The following is a 16297-nucleotide window of genomic DNA, read 5'->3' on the forward strand; positions in this document are numbered from 1 at the left end:
CTTCCCTCGAGAATCCAGGAGAGCGCAATGGGTGGAGTAGTGCATTTCGAAATTCCGGCGGACGATCAGGAACGGGCCAGGAAGTTTTACCGGGAGGCCCTCGGCTGGCGGGTGGAACCAGTCCCGGGAATGGACTACAACATGGTGATCACTACCCCCATGGACGAGGCGACCGGCCAGCCCACAACAGCGGGCGCCATCAACGGTGGCATGATGGCCCGGGATGGGGAAATCACCAACCCTGTCATCACGGTGGACGTTCCGGACATCGACGCAACCTTGAAGACCGTGGAACAGCTTGGCGGCTCAGTGGTAATGCCCAAGAACGAAATCCCTGGCATGGGGTATTTCGCCTACTTCAAGGATCCGGAAAACAACGTCATGGGACTCTGGGAAAACCTTCCCGCCGAGCAGACGGGGCAGGCCCGCGAGTAGCTTCCGGCATTGAAGCGGTAGCTTTGTATCTATGAAGTATGCCCAGTCCATCCTGGACCTCATCGGCAACACCCCGCTCATCAAACTCAACCACGTGACCGAGGGCCTCAAGGCCACCGTCCTGGTGAAACTGGAGTATCTGAACCCGGGCGGGTCCATTAAGGACCGCATCGCTGCCCAGATGATCGAGGACGCCGAGCGTGAAGGGAAGCTGCAGCCCGGAGGCACTATTGTCGAACCCACCTCAGGCAACACCGGCGTAGGCCTGGCCCTGGTGGCCCAGCAAAAGGGCTACAAGTGCGTGTTCGTGGTCCCGGACAAAGTGGGCGAAGACAAGCGCGCCGTGCTGCAGGCCTATGGCGCCGAGGTTGTGGTCACGCCTACCTCCGTTCCGCCGGACAGTCCGCAAAGCTACTACGGCGTTTCGGACCGGATCACCCGGGAGACCCCCGGTGCCTTTAAACCGGACCAGTTTTCCAACCCGGCGGCGCCCGGCAGCCACTACAGGACCACAGGCCCGGAGATCTGGCGCGACACCGACGGCAGGGTCACCCACTGCGTCATTGGAGCCGGCACCGGCGGCACCATCACCGGTACAGGCCGCTACCTCAAGGAGGTCTCGGCTGACAGGCAGGAGTCCGACGGCGGCGTGGTCCGGATCATCGGCGCGGACCCCGAGGGTTCGGTCTACTCCGGCGGCACGGGACGACCGTACTTCGTGGAGGGTGTGGGGGAGGACATGTGGCCGGCGAACTACGACAAGTCAGTCCCGGACCAGGTCATCGCCGTCAGCGACGCTGACTCCTTCGCCATGACCCGCCGCCTTGCCCGCGAGGAGGGCCTCCTGGTGGGCGGCTCGTCCGGCATGGCTGTGGTGGCTGCGCTGCAGGCGGCCAGGGACCTCCCGGAAAGTGCCGTCGTCGTCGTCATCCTGCCGGATTCGGGCCGCGGCTACCTGGCCAAGATCTTTAACGACCAGTGGATGCGCTCCTACGGTTTCCTCTCCGGCGGCGAGGAAACGTCCGTGGGCGAGGTCATCAAGTCCAAGACCGGCGAACTTCCGGACCTGGTGCACATCCACCCGAACGAGTCCGTCCGGGACGTCATCAACATCATGAACGAGTTCGGCGTCAGCCACATTCCGGTCCTGTCCCAGGAGCCGCCGGTGGTCATGGGCGAAGTCCTCGGTGCGGTGGACGAGCGCACCCTGACCGCCAAGCTGTTCCGCGGCGAGGCCAGGCTCACGGACAAGATCTCCGAGCACATGGGGCCCAAACTGCCCGTGATCGGATCACTGGAAACCATCTCAGCTGCCAGGGAACTGCTCTCGGATGTGGACACCGTCATGGTCACGTTCGTCGGCGCGCCCGTTGGCATCCTCACCCGGCACGACCTGCTCGCCTACCTCAGCAACTAAAGGAGCACCATGTCCTTGTCCGGAAACCAAGGCTTCAACACCCGTGCCGTCCACGCCGGGCAGGATTTCGAGCCGCGAACCGGTGCCGTGGTCCCGCCCGTGCACTTCGCCACCACCTACGCGCAGGACGGCATCGGCGGCCTCCGCGAAGGGTATGAGTACAGCCGCGGCGGCAACCCCACCCGCGACGCACTGCAGGAACAGCTGGCCGCGCTGGAGCTGGGTACACATGCCTTCAGCTTTGGCTCCGGCCTTGCGGCGGAGGACTCCCTCATCCGTGCCCTGGCCGCCCCGGGCGACCACATCGTACTGGGCAACGACGCGTACGGCGGCACCTACCGGTTGATCAGCCGCGTGCTCGGCCCGTGGGGGATCGGCAACACCCCGGTGGACATGGCCAACCTGGACACTGTCCGGCAGGCCGTGGCCGCCAACCAGGCCCGTCTGCTCTGGGTGGAGACCCCGTCCAACCCGCTGATGAAGATCACGGACATCGCGGCGCTCGCGGAGATCGCGCACGACGCCGGGGCCCTCCTGGTCGTCGACAACACCTTCGCGTCCCCCTACCTGCAGACCCCGCTCGCCCTGGGCGCCGACGTCGTGGTCCACTCCACCACCAAGTACATCGGAGGGCACTCGGACGTGGTGGGCGGTGCCGTGGTGGTCAAGGACGCGGAGCTGGCAGAGAAGATCAGCTTCCTCCAGTTCGCCGTGGGCGCCGTTTCAGGTCCGATGGATGCCTTCCTTACCACCCGCGGACTCAAGACGCTGGGCGTCCGGATGGACCGGCACAGCCTGAACGGCCAGGCCGTGGCCGAGTGGCTGCTCGAGCGCCCCGAGGTTGAAAGCGTCCTCTACCCTGGCCTGCCATCACATCCGGGGCACGAGCTGGCGAAGAAGCAGATGCGGAATTTTGGCGGCATGGTGTCGGTGCAGTTCAAGGGCGGCGAGGCTGCTGCGCGGAAGGTGGCCGAGTCCACGAAAGTGTTCATGCTGGCGGAGTCCCTCGGCGGCATCGAGTCGCTGATGAACTACCCGTCCGAGATGACGCATGCGTCCGTCAAGGGCACCGAACTGGCGGTTCCGGTCAACCTGCTCCGCCTCTCCTGCGGCATCGAGGACGTAGAGGACCTGGTCGCGGACCTGGAGCAGGCCTTCACCTCGATCCCGTAGTTGCCCCGGGAGAGGCGCGTCATGGCGATGATGGCGGCCAGGACTGCCATGAAGTGAGGACCCGCGGTTTGTGCGGCCGCTAGGCTGTTCGGATGGACTCCCTCGCACCAAACCCTGCCCGTCCCGTTGCCCTGATCACCGGTGCCGGAAGGCTGGCGGGCATCGGTGCCGGCATCGCGCGGCAGCTCGCCGCCGACGGCTGGGACCTGGTCCTGTCCTACTGGCAGGACTATGACGAGCGGATGCCGTGGGGGAGCGAGCCCGAAGACCTCGTCCGGTTGACTGCGGAGCTCGAAGCCATCGGCGCGCGCGTCCATGTCCTGTCAGCTGACCTGCAGGACCCCGGTGTGCCGGACAGGCTGGTAGGAGAGGCCGTGACACTCGCCGGCGCGCTCCAGGGCCTTGTCCTCAGCCACGCCGAGTCGGTGGATTCGGGCGTGCTGGACACCAGCCTGGAGTCCTTCGAGCGGCACTTCGCGGTGAACACCAGGGCCAGCTGGCAGCTGATTGCCGCTTTCGCCCGGCAGGCAACGGACGACGGCGGAGCCATCGTAGCGCTCACCAGTGACCACACAGCGTTCAACCTTCCGTACGGCGCCTCAAAGGGCGCGCTCGACAGGATCGTCATCGCCGCCGCGCGTGAGCTGGGGCCGCGGAACATTTCCGCGAATGTCCTGAATCCCGGGCCCATTGATACCGGGTGGATGAGCGACGAGGTCCGGGACGCTTTAACAGCCCAGCAGCCTGGCGGGCGGCTGGGAACTCCTGCCGACGTCGCGGGGACGGTGGCGTTCCTGCTTTCGCCAGCAGGACGCTGGGTTTCCGGCCAGCTGATCAAGTCCGACGGCGGCTTCTCGGCCTGAGTGCCCGGCCCGCCTTTTCTGCTCTTCCGGCCCGCCAATCCCAACTGGGTAGCGGTAAATGTCGTTTCGACCCCTCAAAACGACATGTACCGCTACTTACTTGGGGGAGGGTGCGGGGGTTTTCCCGGCAGCGGCGGTCCGGGTGAAGTAGCCGCGGGTCGAGGGCGCGAACCGGCAGACGACGGCGAGGACTACGCCCAGCGCCAGCAGCAGCACTCCGCTGACGAAGGCCCCGCCGACGCCGAAGATCTCGGTGTCGCCGTATGCCGGGTCCCACATCTGCATGGCTGAGATGAAGAAGGCCGCGGTGAGCAGCAGCGCGCCCGTCAACGGCAGGATGCCCCGGAACCACGGGTTGCGCGCCGAGTCGCGCAGGGTGCCCCGGAAGAACCAGTAGCAGGCGAAGCCGGTGAGGGCGTAGTAGAAGGCGATGAACAGGCTGATGGCGTTGATGGAGTCCGAGAGGAGGTTTTCGCTCAGGAAGCTCATGGCCACGTAGTAGGTGATGGCCGCCGCGCCCATCACCTGCGTCGAGAACCCGGGGGTCTGGTTCTTCGGGTGCACTTCGCCGAACTTGGCAGGGAGGGCACCGTGGACACCCATGGAGAGGGTCCCGCGCGCGGTGGGCAGGATGGTGGTCTGCGTCGAGGACAGCACCGAGGCAAGAACCGCGACGACGATCAGCCAGCCCCATGGGCCCAACACCACGTCCTTCATGGCTACGAACACGTCGTCCTGGTTCGCTTCGTTGCCCAGGCCGATGCCCTCGCTGCCCACAGTGGCGTACATCATCACCAGCAGGGCCACGGACACGTAGATGGCCACCAGGACGAAGGCGGAGATGACGGCACCGCGGCCCGGCGTGGTGGCCGGGTTCTCGGTCTCCTCATTGACGGCCAGGCAGGTATCCCAGCCCCAGTAGATAAACAGGGCCAACAGTGCGCCATGCACGACGGCGCCGGGATCGGCAAAGGCACCTACCGGGTTGAACCACTCAAAGTCGAAGGCCTGGCCCTCCGGCGCCCCGCCGATGATGCGGATGATGATGGCCAGCGCAAAAATGCCCAGTGAGACGTACTGGATGTAGGTCAGCACCCGCTGGACATGCTCGCCCAGCCGGATCCCACGGTAGTTGACCAGCGTCATCACGGCAATGAACAGCACTCCGGTGAGCGTGACCAGCACCTTGTTTCCTGCTAACGAGCCGTCACCGATCAGCAACCACAGGTACTGTCCCGCCACCTGGGCCAGGTTGGCCAGGACCACGATGCCCGCGAGCGCCACGCCCCAGCCCCCCAGCCACCCTGCCCAGGGGCCGAAGGCCCGCCGGGACCAGGTGAACGTGGTGCCGCAGTCCGGGATGGCGCTGTTCAGCTCACGGAAGGCGTAGGCGATGAACAGGACGGGGATGAACCCGATGAGCAGGATCAGCGGAGTGTAGTTTCCATTGACAGCCACGATGAGGCCCAGTGTTGCTGCCAGTGAGTACACCGGCGCGGTGGACGCCAGGCCGAGCATCACCGAATCCCCAAGGTCCAGGATTCCGGCGCGCAGTCCCTTCGCCTGGACCGTACTGCCACGCGCGCCGCCCGGGCCGCCCGCCGTCGTCATCTCTGTGCTCATGCTGCCACCAAATTCATAGTGCGATACCTGCTTTACTGGAGGAGGCCACGGCCGAAAGCGGCGCCGGCGCGTCAATGGTGTTGGGCACGAAGCGGCAGAAGTAGTCCGTCACGGGGCCGTCCGATTCGCGGATCCCGCAGCCCACGGACTCGCCGTCCACCACCCACAAACCCAGGACGGGGTGGTTGCCGTCAAAGTCGGGCAGTTGCTGGTACTGCTGGTAGCACCAGCCCTCGCGGCCGTATCCGCCGGGCTGTTCGAGGCTGATGCCATCGGCGTGGATGCGAATGTTGTCCCCTTCGCGGCCGTGCAGGGGTTTGGCCACCCACTCTTTCAGCGGTCCGGGTTCGTTGAGGTAGGCCGGCAGCAGGTTGGGGTGCTCCGGGTACAGGTGCCAAAGCGCGGCGAGGAGTGCCTTGTTGGAGAGCAGCATCTTCCAGGCAGGCTCCACCCAGCGCGGATTGTGGGCGCGTTCCAGGAGCCGGTGCCCGAACGGCTCCTTCATCATCAGCTCCCAGGGATAGAGCTTGAAGATGGTGCTGATCATGAAGTTGTCCAGGTCCACGAACCGGTTCAGGTTCGGATCCCAGCCGATGTCGGACATGTTGATGCCGATGGTGGTCCACCCGGCCTGGCTTGCCACATCCCGCATATAAGCGGCCGTCATCCAGTCCTCGCCGGACTCCTCAACCTCCGAGTGCGCCACGTGCAGGGTACTCATGCCGGTGCGGTACTGGAACTTCTTCCACTGCCTGATCAACGCCTCATGGATTCCGTTCCACTGGTCCTTTTCCGGAAAAACATCCTGCAACCAGAACCATTGGGCCACTGCTGCCTCGATCAGGCCGGTGGGAGTGTCCGCGTTGTACTCGAGCATCTTGGCGGGGCCGCCCTGCCCGTCGTAGATGAAGTCGAACCGGCCGTAGACGTCAAGGTCCCCGGCCTGGAGCGATTCGGCAGCCAGCTCCAGCGCCTGCGGGCCGATCCCGAGATGACCCATGGCGCCGGTGGCGAGGAACCGTGCGGCTTCCAGGCACATCTTGTGCATGTCCTCCGCGGCCACCTCAAGGGTTTCCACCTCGTCCACGGTGAATTCGTAGTACGCGGACTCGTTCCAGTACTCGATCCTGCGTCCGTCGTCCATCGTGGTGGTGGAGAACACCAGGCCTTGTTCCTCGATCTTCTGCTTCCACCCGGGCCTGGGTTCAGACAGCAAACGCTTCACGCTCAGCCCCCCGAGACTTTGCCGCCGCCGCTGGTGCCGCTCTTGGCGCTGGTGCCGAAGCCGCCGCGGCTGACGGTGCCGCCTTTGGTGCTGTAGCCGGTGGCCACCTTGGCGCCGCTGGGCACCGTTCTGGTGTAGTTGGGGGCCGTGGAGCGGTTCTGGCCGATTGGCGGGACGTAGGCGCCGCGGGAAAAGAAGTACCAGGCGTAGATGCCGCCGGAGCGCCCGGCCGAGCTGTCGCAGCTGGCATCCTCCACGCGCTCGCCGGTTTCGTCGTTGAAGCACACCTGCGCATACTCGGGATCGTCCTGGTTGCTTGCCACGACGGCGGTGATGGTGCCGGCGAGCAGGGCGGTAACGCCGAGGCCTACGACGACGGTGCGGCGCTGGGAGCGCTTCTTCCGTGCCGCTGCCTCGTCCAGCTGCCTTTCGCGGTCCCGCGCAAACGGGTCCACCGGCGTTATAGGTTCATTGAGCAGCTCTGGGCGGAGTTCGGGCTTGGGCACCTGCCACGGAGGGGGCTTGGCGGCGCTTCCGGTCCCGGCGTCCTGGCCGCCTTGACCGGCAGGCCCGTCGTCGCCGGCGGCTGGCCCGTGCTCCGGATCCCTGCCCGGGTCCTTTTTGTCCGGGTCCATGGCGTCCCCCTCAATAGTCCACATGAATCGGGCACAGCGCTGCACCCCCCAATTGCAAATCCTCGAATCAGCGTAGCCCCTGCGGACGCCTGCTGCGAGTAAGGAACAGGGGAGAAGCACTTATCCGGTGAAGTTGCCGGCTCGGGCAGCCGCGGACCCTACACTTGAGCCATGGAAACCGCTGCTGTCCTCGCCGTCTGCCGTGTCCACCAGCTCCTGCCGGATACGTCGAACGTGGGCGTGACGGCCATCGACAAGCGCCCTGTGGAAGGGCCGGTGAAGATTCACAAGCTGGGCCTCCAAGGTGATATCCAGGCGAACCGGGTCCACCACGGCGGTCCGGACCAGGCCCTTTACGCCTACTCGCAGGCGGACGCCGACTTTTGGGCCGCGGAACTTCAGCGGGAGCTGCCGCCGGGGTTCTTCGGCGAAAACCTCCGTGTCGGGGGTCTTGACGCCACCGGCGCCGTCATTGGGGAACGTTGGAAGATCGGCATGGACGTGGAGGTGGAAGTGACGTCACCGCGGACGCCGTGCTCCACCTTCCAGCGCCGCATGGGGGAGCCCAGGTTCGTGAAGCGTTTCACGGAAGAGGGCCGCGTGGGCGCTTATCTTCGGGTGGTGCGCGTGGGCACCATCCGCGCCGGGGACCACATCCATAAGTTGTACGTCCCGAAGCACGGCGTCACTGTGGGCAAGTGGTTCAGTGAACCGGACCTGGAGTCCATGGAGGCGCTGCGGGATGCAGAGGCCGACGGCGACATCCGCCTCCAGCAGCCGGAGTTCAGCAGGAAGTTTGCGGCACTGGAGCGGCAGCTGGCGCGGTAGCGGCAAGGCCTGGGCGCGCTGCAGGCGAGGCATGTGCGCAAGCTCACCGCCGCCGTCGTGCCCTCAATTACCGGTGGACGCGGTGCGTGCCCTACACTTGAAACATCCCCCACTCCGGAAATCCCTTATTCCTGCCCAATTTTTGAGGCAGGACTGGCAAGTGTTGGGGCCCGCAGCTGTGATGCGGGCATTTTCATAGGGAGAGCCGGCTAAAGAAAACGCTGTACAGACTGCTGGGATAGCAGCCAAGAGATGCAGCGCGAAGTCCTGCCATGGGATTGCGAAAGCGCCGGACTTCTGTGACCGGCCGGTCAATGTTTGCCCGGCATCCACGGCACACGTACTGCGGCTCCGCTCACCTCGGGTAGTGCCGCCTGGCCCCCTATGGATGAGGAATCTTTCCCTATGCCCGAAAATCAGAACGACACCACTGTCGAAGCCGCCGCCGGAAGCGAATCCACCGAGCCCGCTGCCCCCGCAGCAGAGGCCGTTTCAGAATCCGTTGACGCACCCGCCGCCAAGGTTGAAAGCGAAGAAGACGGCGTCCGCTTCGCCGACCTCGGTATCGATGGCCGTGTCCTCGCCGCCCTGCAGGACGTCGGCTACGAAAAGCCGTCGCCCATCCAGGCAGCAACCATCCCGCTGCTGCTGGAAGGCCGCGACGTCGTTGGCCTGGCCCAGACGGGCACCGGTAAGACTGCAGCATTCGCAGTACCGGCACTGTCCCGCCTGGCCGAACTCCATGACCTCAACGGCCCGTCCCGCAAGACGCAGGCCCTGGTGCTGGCTCCTACCCGCGAGCTCGCACTCCAGGTGGCCGAGGCCTTCACTTCCTACGCCAAGCACATTGACGACTTCACAGTGCTGCCCGTCTACGGCGGATCCGCCTACGGCCCGCAGCTCGCAGGCCTGCGCCGCGGCGCACAGGTGGTTGTCGGTACCCCCGGCCGCGTGATCGACCACATTGCCAAGGGTTCCCTGGACCTGTCCGAGCTCCAGTACCTGGTGCTGGACGAGGCTGACGAGATGCTGCGCATGGGCTTCGCCGACGACGTGGAGCAGATCTTCCAGCAGACGCCCGAGGACCGCCAGGTTGCGCTGTTCTCCGCCACCATGCCCAGCCAGATCCGCCGCATGTCCAAGCAGTACCTGAACGACCCGGCCGAGATCTCCGTCAAGTCCAAGACCACCACCGGCGCCAACACACGCCAGCGGTACCTGCAGGTCATGGGCCCGCACAAGCTCGACGCCATGACCCGCATCCTCGAGGTGGAAGAGTTCGACGGCGTCATTGCCTTCGTGCGCACCAAGATGGCTACCGAGGACCTGGCTGACAAGCTGAAGTCACGCGGTTTCCAGGCCGCGGCGATTAACGGTGACATCCCGCAGCAGCAGCGCGAGCGTACCGTGGACGCGCTGAAGGAAGGCCGGATCGACATCCTCGTGGCTACCGACGTCGCCGCGCGTGGCCTTGACGTGGAGCGCATCAGCCACGTCATCAACTACGACATCCCGCACGACACCGAGTCCTACGTGCACCGCATCGGCCGCACCGGCCGCGCAGGCCGCTCCGGCGAGGCGATCCTGTTCATGACGCCGCGCGAGAAGTACCTGCTGCGTTCCATCGAGAAGGCAACCCGCCAGCCGGTGGAGCAGATGCACCTGCCCACGGCTGAAACCGTAAACACCCTCCGCCTGGGCAAGTTCGCGGAGCGCATCACGGAAACCCTTGCCTCCGAGGACGTGGCCCCGTTCCGCGACCTCATCGCCTCCTACGAGGAGGAGCACAACGTTCCGGCGTCGGAGATCGCCGCGGCCCTGGCCGTCATGGCACAGGGCGGCCAGCCGCTCCTGGTCAAGGAACTGCCGGCAGCTCCGGAGTTCCAGAAGCGCGAGCGCTCCAAGGACGGCTTCGGCTCCCGCGGGCCCACCCGTGCGCTCACCGAGGGCAACGCCACCTACCGGATCGCCGTGGGTCGCCGCCAGCGCGTCATGCCCGGCTCCATCGTGGGCGCCATTGCCAACGAAGGCGGCATTTCGTCCGCGCAGATCGGCGGCATCGACATCCGCTCGGACCACTCCCTGGTGGAGCTCCCGGCGGACCTGAGCCCGGAGCAGCTGCGCGCGCTGTCCCGCACCCGGATCGGCGGCGAGCTTATCCATCTCGAACTGGATAACGGCCGCAAGCCCTCGGGTGAGCGTGGCGCGTACCAGGGCAACCGCGGCGGTGACCGTGGCGGCAACTTCAAGGGCAGCGGCGGGTTCAAGAAGGAGTTCCGGAAAAACGACGGCGAGCGTTCCTCTGCTGACCGCGGCGGACGTTCGTACAGCGAGCGTTCCGAGCGTTCCTTCAGCGACCGCGACTCCCGCTTCGGCGGCCACGGCGACGGGTCCCGCAAGCCCCGCCACGGCGACGAAAGCGGACACCGCGACTTCAACCGCAAGGGCAAATGGTAAACAGGGTCAGCTGATCTGACAGGTTCCATGGTGGGCCGGCTTTCGAGCCGGCCCACCGGCGTTTAACCCTTCAAATTTCTGGGTAGCTACCGGACCTGCCGGGCGGCGTGAGTTCCGGTTCTACCCAAAACCTCCAGTGGGGTGTGTGACTCGACACATCAGGGCCTTCGATCGAGTGTGCAACCGGCCGTATGCAGGGTCGCCGCGGCCGGCAGCTTGCCCGTAAACCCCAGCAATGGCGCGGAAAACGTGAGTTGTTGGGATCAGAAGCAGGCCCGTTGCAGGGCTCCGGCTGCCTTCGGATCCCGATTTGTTGGTGGGAAAATCTTCCGGTAGAGTATTTACTCGTTGCCCCCCTAGCTCAGTGGTAGAGCGCGTTCTTGGTAAGAACGAGGTCACCGGATCGATTCCGGTGGGGGGCTCTGAATGAGGGCCTGTGTCAAGGCGGTTTGACCGGCTTGACACAGGTTTTTCTCATTCGTGGCGGTGTAGCTCAGTTGGTTAGAGCGCACGACTCATAATCGTGAGGTCGGGAGATCGAGCCTCCCCACCGCTACAGGTAAACCCCGGATTCCTTGAGAGTCCGGGGTTTTCTGCTTCTCTCCGGCATCGGAGGCCGTGCACCACAGGGTGAAGGGAACGGCTCCATGAGTTGATTATTGATGCCGTGAAACTCCACCACGCAACGCGCCTGCGCTACTTGGCTACCAACTGCCCGCGCCTGGCGCTGCCTGAATAACTGACAGCCAACCAGCCCAGCACCAGGATGGCTGCGAAAAGACCGCTCTGCACGAACATCTCCGACAGGGGTGAAATGGACGAATAGGGGCTAGGGGAACCCGATGCCTGGGCAGCCTCAAGGGGCTGCAGGGCAAAGCACGCCAGGAGCAAAAGGCTGAGGACTCCGGCCGGCGAGCACAACAGCCGCCACCAGACGAAGCAGGCCGGGGCCGATTCCGCGAAGCGCCCCATGACCGCCGGGATCATGATCGCCACCCAAACCCAGTGATGGCCCCAGGAAACGGGCGAGACCAGCAACATAACGATTGCGGTAGCGGCTACAGCACCCCATTGGTCAGTGTCACGGCGCGAAACAAAGACAGCAAGCGCGCCCAGGGCGACGACGGCAACGGAGGCGGCAACCCATAGCAAGGTGCCAACCGCTGGTTCCACCTCCAGCCTGGCGATGAGTCCCCGAATGGATACGTTCTCGAAGCGTGAGAGGTCGCCCACGCGGTTCGTTTGGCCAAGCGAGGCCAGCCAGTACTGGGCCGACAATACAGGGGCCAGCACCGCCATAAGCGCCACGGTGCCGGCGAACGTCGCTCCCATTCTCAAGGCACTCTTTATGTCACCCCGCACCACGAAATAGAGCAGGAACACCAGCGGAGTGAGCTTTATGCCGGCAGCAATCCCAGTAAGTATTCCCCGCGGCAAAAGCCCATCGGGGCGGCGGCGGGAGCTTCCCAGCAGGTCAACGGCGATCAGCACCAGGAGAAGCGGATTGATCTGCCCCAGCGCAAGGGAGTTCCGCCAAGGGCCCAGAAGAAGCACCAGGCCCGTAACGGCGGCAGCAGTGAGCCAGATCCGGCTGCGTCCGGAGTCAACGGAAAAAACGCTTTTGGAGTGCAGGTACCGGGCGATCAGCAAGCCGACGGCGCCTGCAAAAATCAGGTTGAGGAGTGTTTGGAAAACCAATGCCAACTCAACCGGCAGCAGGGCAAGCGGGGCCATAAGCGCAGCGGCGAAGGGTGGGTAGGTAAAGGACATGCCCCCAAATGGCGTGCCCGGCAGCCCTTCTGCGTACAGATCGCCCCCGCCAATGAATTCCCTTGCCCCTGCCCAGTAGACCCGCAAATCCAGGCCATCGTGCATAGCCTGGTTGAGCAGATACACCGATACCACAAGGGGGAAAGCCACCCGCGGCAGGTCCCACAGGACAAATCTCTTCATGTTTTTCCTATCACCTGCTCCTCGACTCCCGGATCGAGCCGATGCTTAACAAGGCGGCACCCGGTAGCGGCCCCTGCCCCGCCAGTCCCTGCTTCACGTCAAGGCTTCAGACATCGACTCTAACCGGGCCCGGCCTGTGCACCTCATCCATCACGGGCCCGCGGGCAGTCCTGCACGGCCAATAACGGGCTGGAGGGGCAGAATGGGTGCATGACCCGAATCGCAATCATCGGCGGCCACGGCAAAGTGGCGCTGCACCTGTCCAGGCTTCTTACCGAGGAAGGCCACAGTGTCACCTCGTTTTTCCGGAACCCCAACCATGCCGCCGCTGTTGCCGAAACGGGCGCAACGCCGTCGGTCCTGGACGTGGAGAATGCTGCGACGGCGGCCATCGCCGAAGCGCTGAAGGGCCACGATGCCGTCGTTTGGTCGGCAGGCGCAGGCGGCGGGAACCCGGCGCGCACCTATGCCGTGGACCGCGATGCCGCCATCCGCTCAATGGATGCCGCGGCGCAAGTCGGGGTCAGCCGCTACGTTATGGTGTCCTATCTGGGCGCGCGAAAGGAACACGGCATCTCCGAGGACAACGCCTTCTTTCCCTATGCAGAGGCCAAGGCGGCCGCTGATGATTACCTCCGCGGGACGGACCTGGCCTGGACCATCCTGGGTCCCGGCTCCCTGACCGACAAGCCGGGCAGCGGCCTGATCGACGTCGACCCCTCACCGGAGGGCAGCCGCGAAACCTCCCGCAGCAACACGGCAAGTGTTGCCGTGGCAGTGCTGGACCTGCCGGAAACCGCGGGCAGGACCGTCGAGTTCTGTGACGGCAGCTTGCCTATCGCCGCCGCCCTGCAGCCCTAGCGTCTACTGCGGCCGCCGGGGGAGTAGCGAAGGGCACGCCCCGGAGGTCCCGGATCTTCAGGTGGCCGTGGAAATCTGCCTGGACCAGGTCAGGATAGGGACCGGGCAGGTTTCGGCAAGGAAGCGGGATGAAGGTCCAGGGCGTGCTCTTCGACGTAATCCAGTGCAAGGCGGATAGCGCCGATGGAAACGATGCCATCTCCAAGGGAAGAGGCCTCCACCCTGGGCGGAGTGAAAGTATATTTCGGCAGCTCCTGCTCGATGACAGGGATGAGTGCGCGAGCAGAGGCTGCCACGCCTCCTGCAAGGACGACGAGTTCGGGATTTACCAGCGTGCTCACGGAACCGATCACACGGGCCATGCGATGTGCAACCCGGTTGAGAACGCCCTGCGCGACGTGGTCGCCGTCGCCGGCCGCGGCAAACACCATCTCGGCCGTGAGGCTCGCCGGAGCACCGCCGCACAGCTCGTGCAGCTGAGTTTTAACGCCGGAGGCGAGCGCTTCCTGGCCCCAGAGCGCTACATAGTGAGCGATGCCCAGTGTGTCGCCGACACCTTCGACGTTGCCCAAGTATCCCAGCTCGCCAAAGCCGCCAAGCTGTCCGTGCAGCAGGCGGCCGGATTCCAGTATGCCGGCGCCCAGACGGTCCCCGGTAAGCATGACGACGAGGTTGTCGACGCCCTGGGCCATGCCGCGCCAGCGCTCGGCCAGGGTGGCAAGGTTGGCGTCGTTTTCCAAAAGCACATGCCAGCCGTGCCGCTCGGAGACAAGCCGGCGGACATCGAAAGATTTCCAGAATTCCTGGACCGTCAGGACATCGCCCTCACGACTCACCGGAGCGGCGACTCCCACGGATACGGCCAGGACGGAGTCCGCGGACACTGCCGCCTTCTCCAAGGCCTCTGCGGTGATGCGGTCCAGTACATCGGCGCGCTCGGCAGCAGGAAGGTTGTAGGCCCGGAAGGGCATGGTTACCCGGGAGAGGGCCTTTCCCGCCATGTCGGCGACGATGGCAGTGATCTTATTGGCCCCGATGTCGATGCCTAAAACGGTGGCTGCGCCGTCGTCGAAAACGAACCTGCGCGCAGGCCTGCCCTTCAGGTATTCCTCGGCAATCCGCTGGTTCTCCAGTTCCCGGAGCCATCCGAGGCGGACGAGCTCATCACAGATCGAGATAACCGTGGCCCGGGAAAGCCCGGTGGCCGCCATGAGGTCGGTACCTGTCACGATGCCGGCACCTCGCATCGCCTTGAGCATCGCACTGGCGTTGACCCTCCGCACCAGCTGAGTTGACGGTGCAGTCTGAGTCATTATCCGGCGCTCCCATTCTGGCCTGCTCGTAGGACTATCCAGGCGATGTTCAAATTTAGGCCATAAATATAGCTGACGAATCATTTTCCGGAGTGCTTGACGCCTGTGGTGAGGCCCCCCATACTAACGATAGGAGGTAAATTTATCTCCTATATAAAGACCGCGGCAAGGTTTAGCCGTCCGCCGTGATCACGCGGCCTTCTGCCGCACCACGAAAGGACGAGGGTGTCTTTGAAATTGACGCGCACACTACGCATGGCGGTGCTGGCTTTATGCCTGCCCCTGCTCGCCGGCCTCCTCTCAGGCTGCACCGGAGACTCCGAAAAGGAGACCATCCGGTTCACGTTCAGTAAGCGGGAGGCCATCGGTTTCATGACGAAGCTCGTAGCCGACTACAACGCCTCGCAGGACAGGACGGAAGTCGTGCTGGACACCTCCGGGGTTGACGTCGTTTCAGCGAGTTTTGTCCGGGGCAATCCGCCGGACATTGCGCTGGCAAACTACAACATGGAAACGGCCAGGTTCGTGCAGCGCGGCGCGCTGAGTGACCTGTCCGGAACACAGGCCTCCACCCGGATCCGGAAGGACCTCCAGCCCCTGATGGACCAGTACGGCTCCTATCCGGACCGGACCAGCGCCCTTCCCTACTCGATCATGGCGTCCTCCGTGATCTACAACAAGGAGATCTTCGCCGCCCACGGCGTCGAGGTGCCTAAGACCTGGGCTGAACTGCTGGCAGCGTGCGAGGCGCTGAAAGCCGCTGGTGTGACGCCCTTCTACGCCACCTGGAAGGACGACTGGACGGTAGCCCAGGGGTGGTTCGACTACTCTGTGGGCGGCGAGGTGGACACCATCGACTTCTTCGAGAAGATTGCCGAGGCGGGCACGGAGGTCGGACCGGATTCGCCAGCGTCATTCCAACAGGACTTTGAACAGCCCGTCGAGAAAATGCTGAAACTGGCGGGCACGTATGTGAACAAAGACGCTGCCAGCCGAGGCTATGGCGACGGAAACCTTGCGTTCGCGCAGGGCAAGGCAGCCATGTACCTGCAGGGCCCGTGGGCATTCAGCGAGATCGCGAAAACTGCCCCGGATCTCCAGCTCGGCACTTTCCCGCTTCCGATGACGGAGAATCCCGATGACCTGAAGGTGCGGGCCAACGTCGATCTCGCGGCGTGGATTCCGGAGGATTCCAAACACAAGGACGCTGCGCGCGACTTCCTGGAGTATCTCTACCAGCCGGAAATCATAGAAGGGTACAACAAGTCGCAGCTGGGCTTCACCCCCACTGTCGAGGCCGAGGCAGCCCCGGACCCGCGAATCGAGGGGATGGTCGAGTACTACGAAAAGGGCCGTGTTTATCAGGGGCCGTCGGTGCTGGTGCCGCGCACAATCCCCATCATGAACTACACCCAGGCGCTCGTGTTGGGCGCAGATCCTGCAGCCACCTTCCGCACACTCGACGCAGACTGGGCGCGCCTGGCCTTTCGCCAGTAGCGCAGAACAAGGGAGCC

Annotated in this window: 13 protein-coding genes and 2 tRNA genes; 10 read left to right on the forward strand and 5 right to left on the reverse strand. The window is 64.6% G+C overall.

The window, feature by feature from the left end; all coding sequences use genetic code 11:
- The first annotated feature begins 27 nt into the window (after positions 1-27).
- The 4 genes from FDW84_RS09540 to FDW84_RS09555 all read left to right on the forward strand — a co-directional run bounded on the left by FDW84_RS09540 (position 28) and on the right by FDW84_RS09555 (position 3888).
- On the forward strand, positions 28-435 hold the full coding sequence (locus FDW84_RS09540; protein WP_138608846.1) for a VOC family protein: 408 nt from the start codon (positions 28-30) through the stop codon (positions 433-435).
- Between the two features lie 31 nt (positions 436-466).
- Positions 467-1852 carry a cystathionine beta-synthase gene (locus FDW84_RS09545; protein WP_138608848.1) on the forward strand — a complete coding sequence of 462 codons (1386 nt, stop codon included), beginning with the start codon at positions 467-469 and terminating at the stop codon, positions 1850-1852.
- Between the two features lie 9 nt (positions 1853-1861).
- Positions 1862-3025 (forward strand): cystathionine gamma-synthase, encoded by a 1164-nt coding sequence (locus FDW84_RS09550; RefSeq protein ID WP_138608850.1) that lies wholly within the window; start codon positions 1862-1864, stop codon positions 3023-3025.
- A gap of 92 nt (positions 3026-3117) precedes the next feature.
- Positions 3118-3888: an SDR family oxidoreductase gene (locus FDW84_RS09555; RefSeq protein ID WP_138608852.1), complete on the forward strand. Its 771-nt coding sequence runs from the start codon at positions 3118-3120 to the stop codon at positions 3886-3888.
- Between the two features lie 96 nt (positions 3889-3984).
- Here FDW84_RS09555 and FDW84_RS09560 read toward each other — a convergent pair whose 3' ends face one another.
- The 3 genes from FDW84_RS09560 to FDW84_RS09570 are packed head-to-tail and all read right to left on the reverse strand — an operon-like array spanning position 3985 to position 7371.
- Positions 3985-5511, reverse strand: coding sequence for an APC family permease (locus FDW84_RS09560; protein WP_138608854.1), 1527 nt, complete (start codon positions 5509-5511; stop codon positions 3985-3987).
- Between the two features lie 13 nt (positions 5512-5524).
- Positions 5525-6736: a glutathionylspermidine synthase family protein gene (locus FDW84_RS09565; protein WP_138608856.1), complete on the reverse strand. Its 1212-nt coding sequence runs from the start codon at positions 6734-6736 to the stop codon at positions 5525-5527.
- A 2-nt stretch (positions 6737-6738) separates the two neighbouring features.
- On the reverse strand, positions 6739-7371 hold the full coding sequence (locus FDW84_RS09570) for a Tat pathway signal protein (RefSeq protein ID WP_138608858.1): 633 nt from the start codon (positions 7369-7371) through the stop codon (positions 6739-6741).
- A 171-nt stretch (positions 7372-7542) separates the two neighbouring features.
- Between FDW84_RS09570 and FDW84_RS09575 the strand changes: the two genes are divergently transcribed.
- The 4 genes from FDW84_RS09575 (at position 7543) to FDW84_RS09590 (ending at position 11212) form a co-directional block, all read left to right on the forward strand.
- Positions 7543-8199: an MOSC domain-containing protein gene (locus tag FDW84_RS09575; RefSeq protein WP_138608860.1), complete on the forward strand. Its 657-nt coding sequence runs from the start codon at positions 7543-7545 to the stop codon at positions 8197-8199.
- A 405-nt stretch (positions 8200-8604) separates the two neighbouring features.
- Positions 8605-10656 (forward strand): DEAD/DEAH box helicase, encoded by a 2052-nt coding sequence (locus FDW84_RS09580; RefSeq protein ID WP_138608865.1) that lies wholly within the window; start codon positions 8605-8607, stop codon positions 10654-10656.
- 350 nt (positions 10657-11006) lie between these two features.
- Positions 11007-11078: transfer RNA gene (locus FDW84_RS09585), tRNA-Thr, on the forward strand.
- A gap of 60 nt (positions 11079-11138) precedes the next feature.
- Positions 11139-11212, forward strand: a tRNA-Met gene (locus tag FDW84_RS09590).
- 140 nt (positions 11213-11352) lie between these two features.
- On the opposite strand, the gene FDW84_RS09595 is transcribed toward FDW84_RS09590, so the two are convergent.
- Complete coding sequence (locus tag FDW84_RS09595; RefSeq protein ID WP_138608867.1) at positions 11353-12609, reverse strand: glycosyltransferase 87 family protein; 1257 nt, start codon at positions 12607-12609, stop codon at positions 11353-11355.
- Positions 12610-12819: 210 nt separating this feature from the next.
- On the opposite strand from FDW84_RS09595, the gene FDW84_RS09600 reads away from it, so the two are divergent.
- Positions 12820-13470, forward strand: a complete 651-nt coding sequence (locus FDW84_RS09600; protein ID WP_138608869.1) for an SDR family oxidoreductase — start codon at positions 12820-12822, stop codon at positions 13468-13470.
- 89 nt (positions 13471-13559) lie between these two features.
- On the opposite strand, the gene FDW84_RS09605 is transcribed toward FDW84_RS09600, so the two are convergent.
- Positions 13560-14786 (reverse strand): ROK family protein, encoded by a 1227-nt coding sequence (locus tag FDW84_RS09605; RefSeq protein ID WP_138609048.1) that lies wholly within the window; start codon positions 14784-14786, stop codon positions 13560-13562.
- Between the two features lie 222 nt (positions 14787-15008).
- Here FDW84_RS09605 and FDW84_RS09610 point away from each other — a divergent pair, with 222 nt between their 5' ends.
- Complete coding sequence (locus FDW84_RS09610) at positions 15009-16280, forward strand: ABC transporter substrate-binding protein (protein WP_138608871.1); 1272 nt, start codon at positions 15009-15011, stop codon at positions 16278-16280.
- Positions 16281-16297 lie beyond the last annotated feature (17 nt).

The organism is Pseudarthrobacter sp. NamE5, assembly GCF_005796225.1.
In the GTDB taxonomy this organism is placed as follows: domain Bacteria; phylum Actinomycetota; class Actinomycetes; order Actinomycetales; family Micrococcaceae; genus Arthrobacter.

Excerpts from the sequence above, each read along its gene's own strand:
- FDW84_RS09560 (WP_138608854.1), bottom strand. The coding sequence starts at position 5,511 with ATGAGCACAGAGATGACGACGGCGGGCGGCCCGGGCGGCGCGCGTGGC.
- FDW84_RS09580 (WP_138608865.1), top strand. The coding sequence starts at position 8,605 with ATGCCCGAAAATCAGAACGACACCACTGTCGAAGCCGCCGCCGGAAGC.
- FDW84_RS09540 (WP_138608846.1), top strand. The coding sequence starts at position 28 with ATGGGTGGAGTAGTGCATTTCGAAATTCCGGCGGACGATCAGGAACGG.
- FDW84_RS09570 (WP_138608858.1), bottom strand. The coding sequence starts at position 7,371 with ATGGACCCGGACAAAAAGGACCCGGGCAGGGATCCGGAGCACGGGCCA.
- FDW84_RS09555 (WP_138608852.1), top strand. The coding sequence starts at position 3,118 with ATGGACTCCCTCGCACCAAACCCTGCCCGTCCCGTTGCCCTGATCACC.
- FDW84_RS09600 (WP_138608869.1), top strand. The coding sequence starts at position 12,820 with ATGACCCGAATCGCAATCATCGGCGGCCACGGCAAAGTGGCGCTGCAC.
- FDW84_RS09545 (WP_138608848.1), top strand. The coding sequence starts at position 467 with ATGAAGTATGCCCAGTCCATCCTGGACCTCATCGGCAACACCCCGCTC.
- FDW84_RS09575 (WP_138608860.1), top strand. The coding sequence starts at position 7,543 with ATGGAAACCGCTGCTGTCCTCGCCGTCTGCCGTGTCCACCAGCTCCTG.
- FDW84_RS09595 (WP_138608867.1), bottom strand. The coding sequence starts at position 12,609 with ATGAAGAGATTTGTCCTGTGGGACCTGCCGCGGGTGGCTTTCCCCCTT.
- FDW84_RS09550 (WP_138608850.1), top strand. The coding sequence starts at position 1,862 with ATGTCCTTGTCCGGAAACCAAGGCTTCAACACCCGTGCCGTCCACGCC.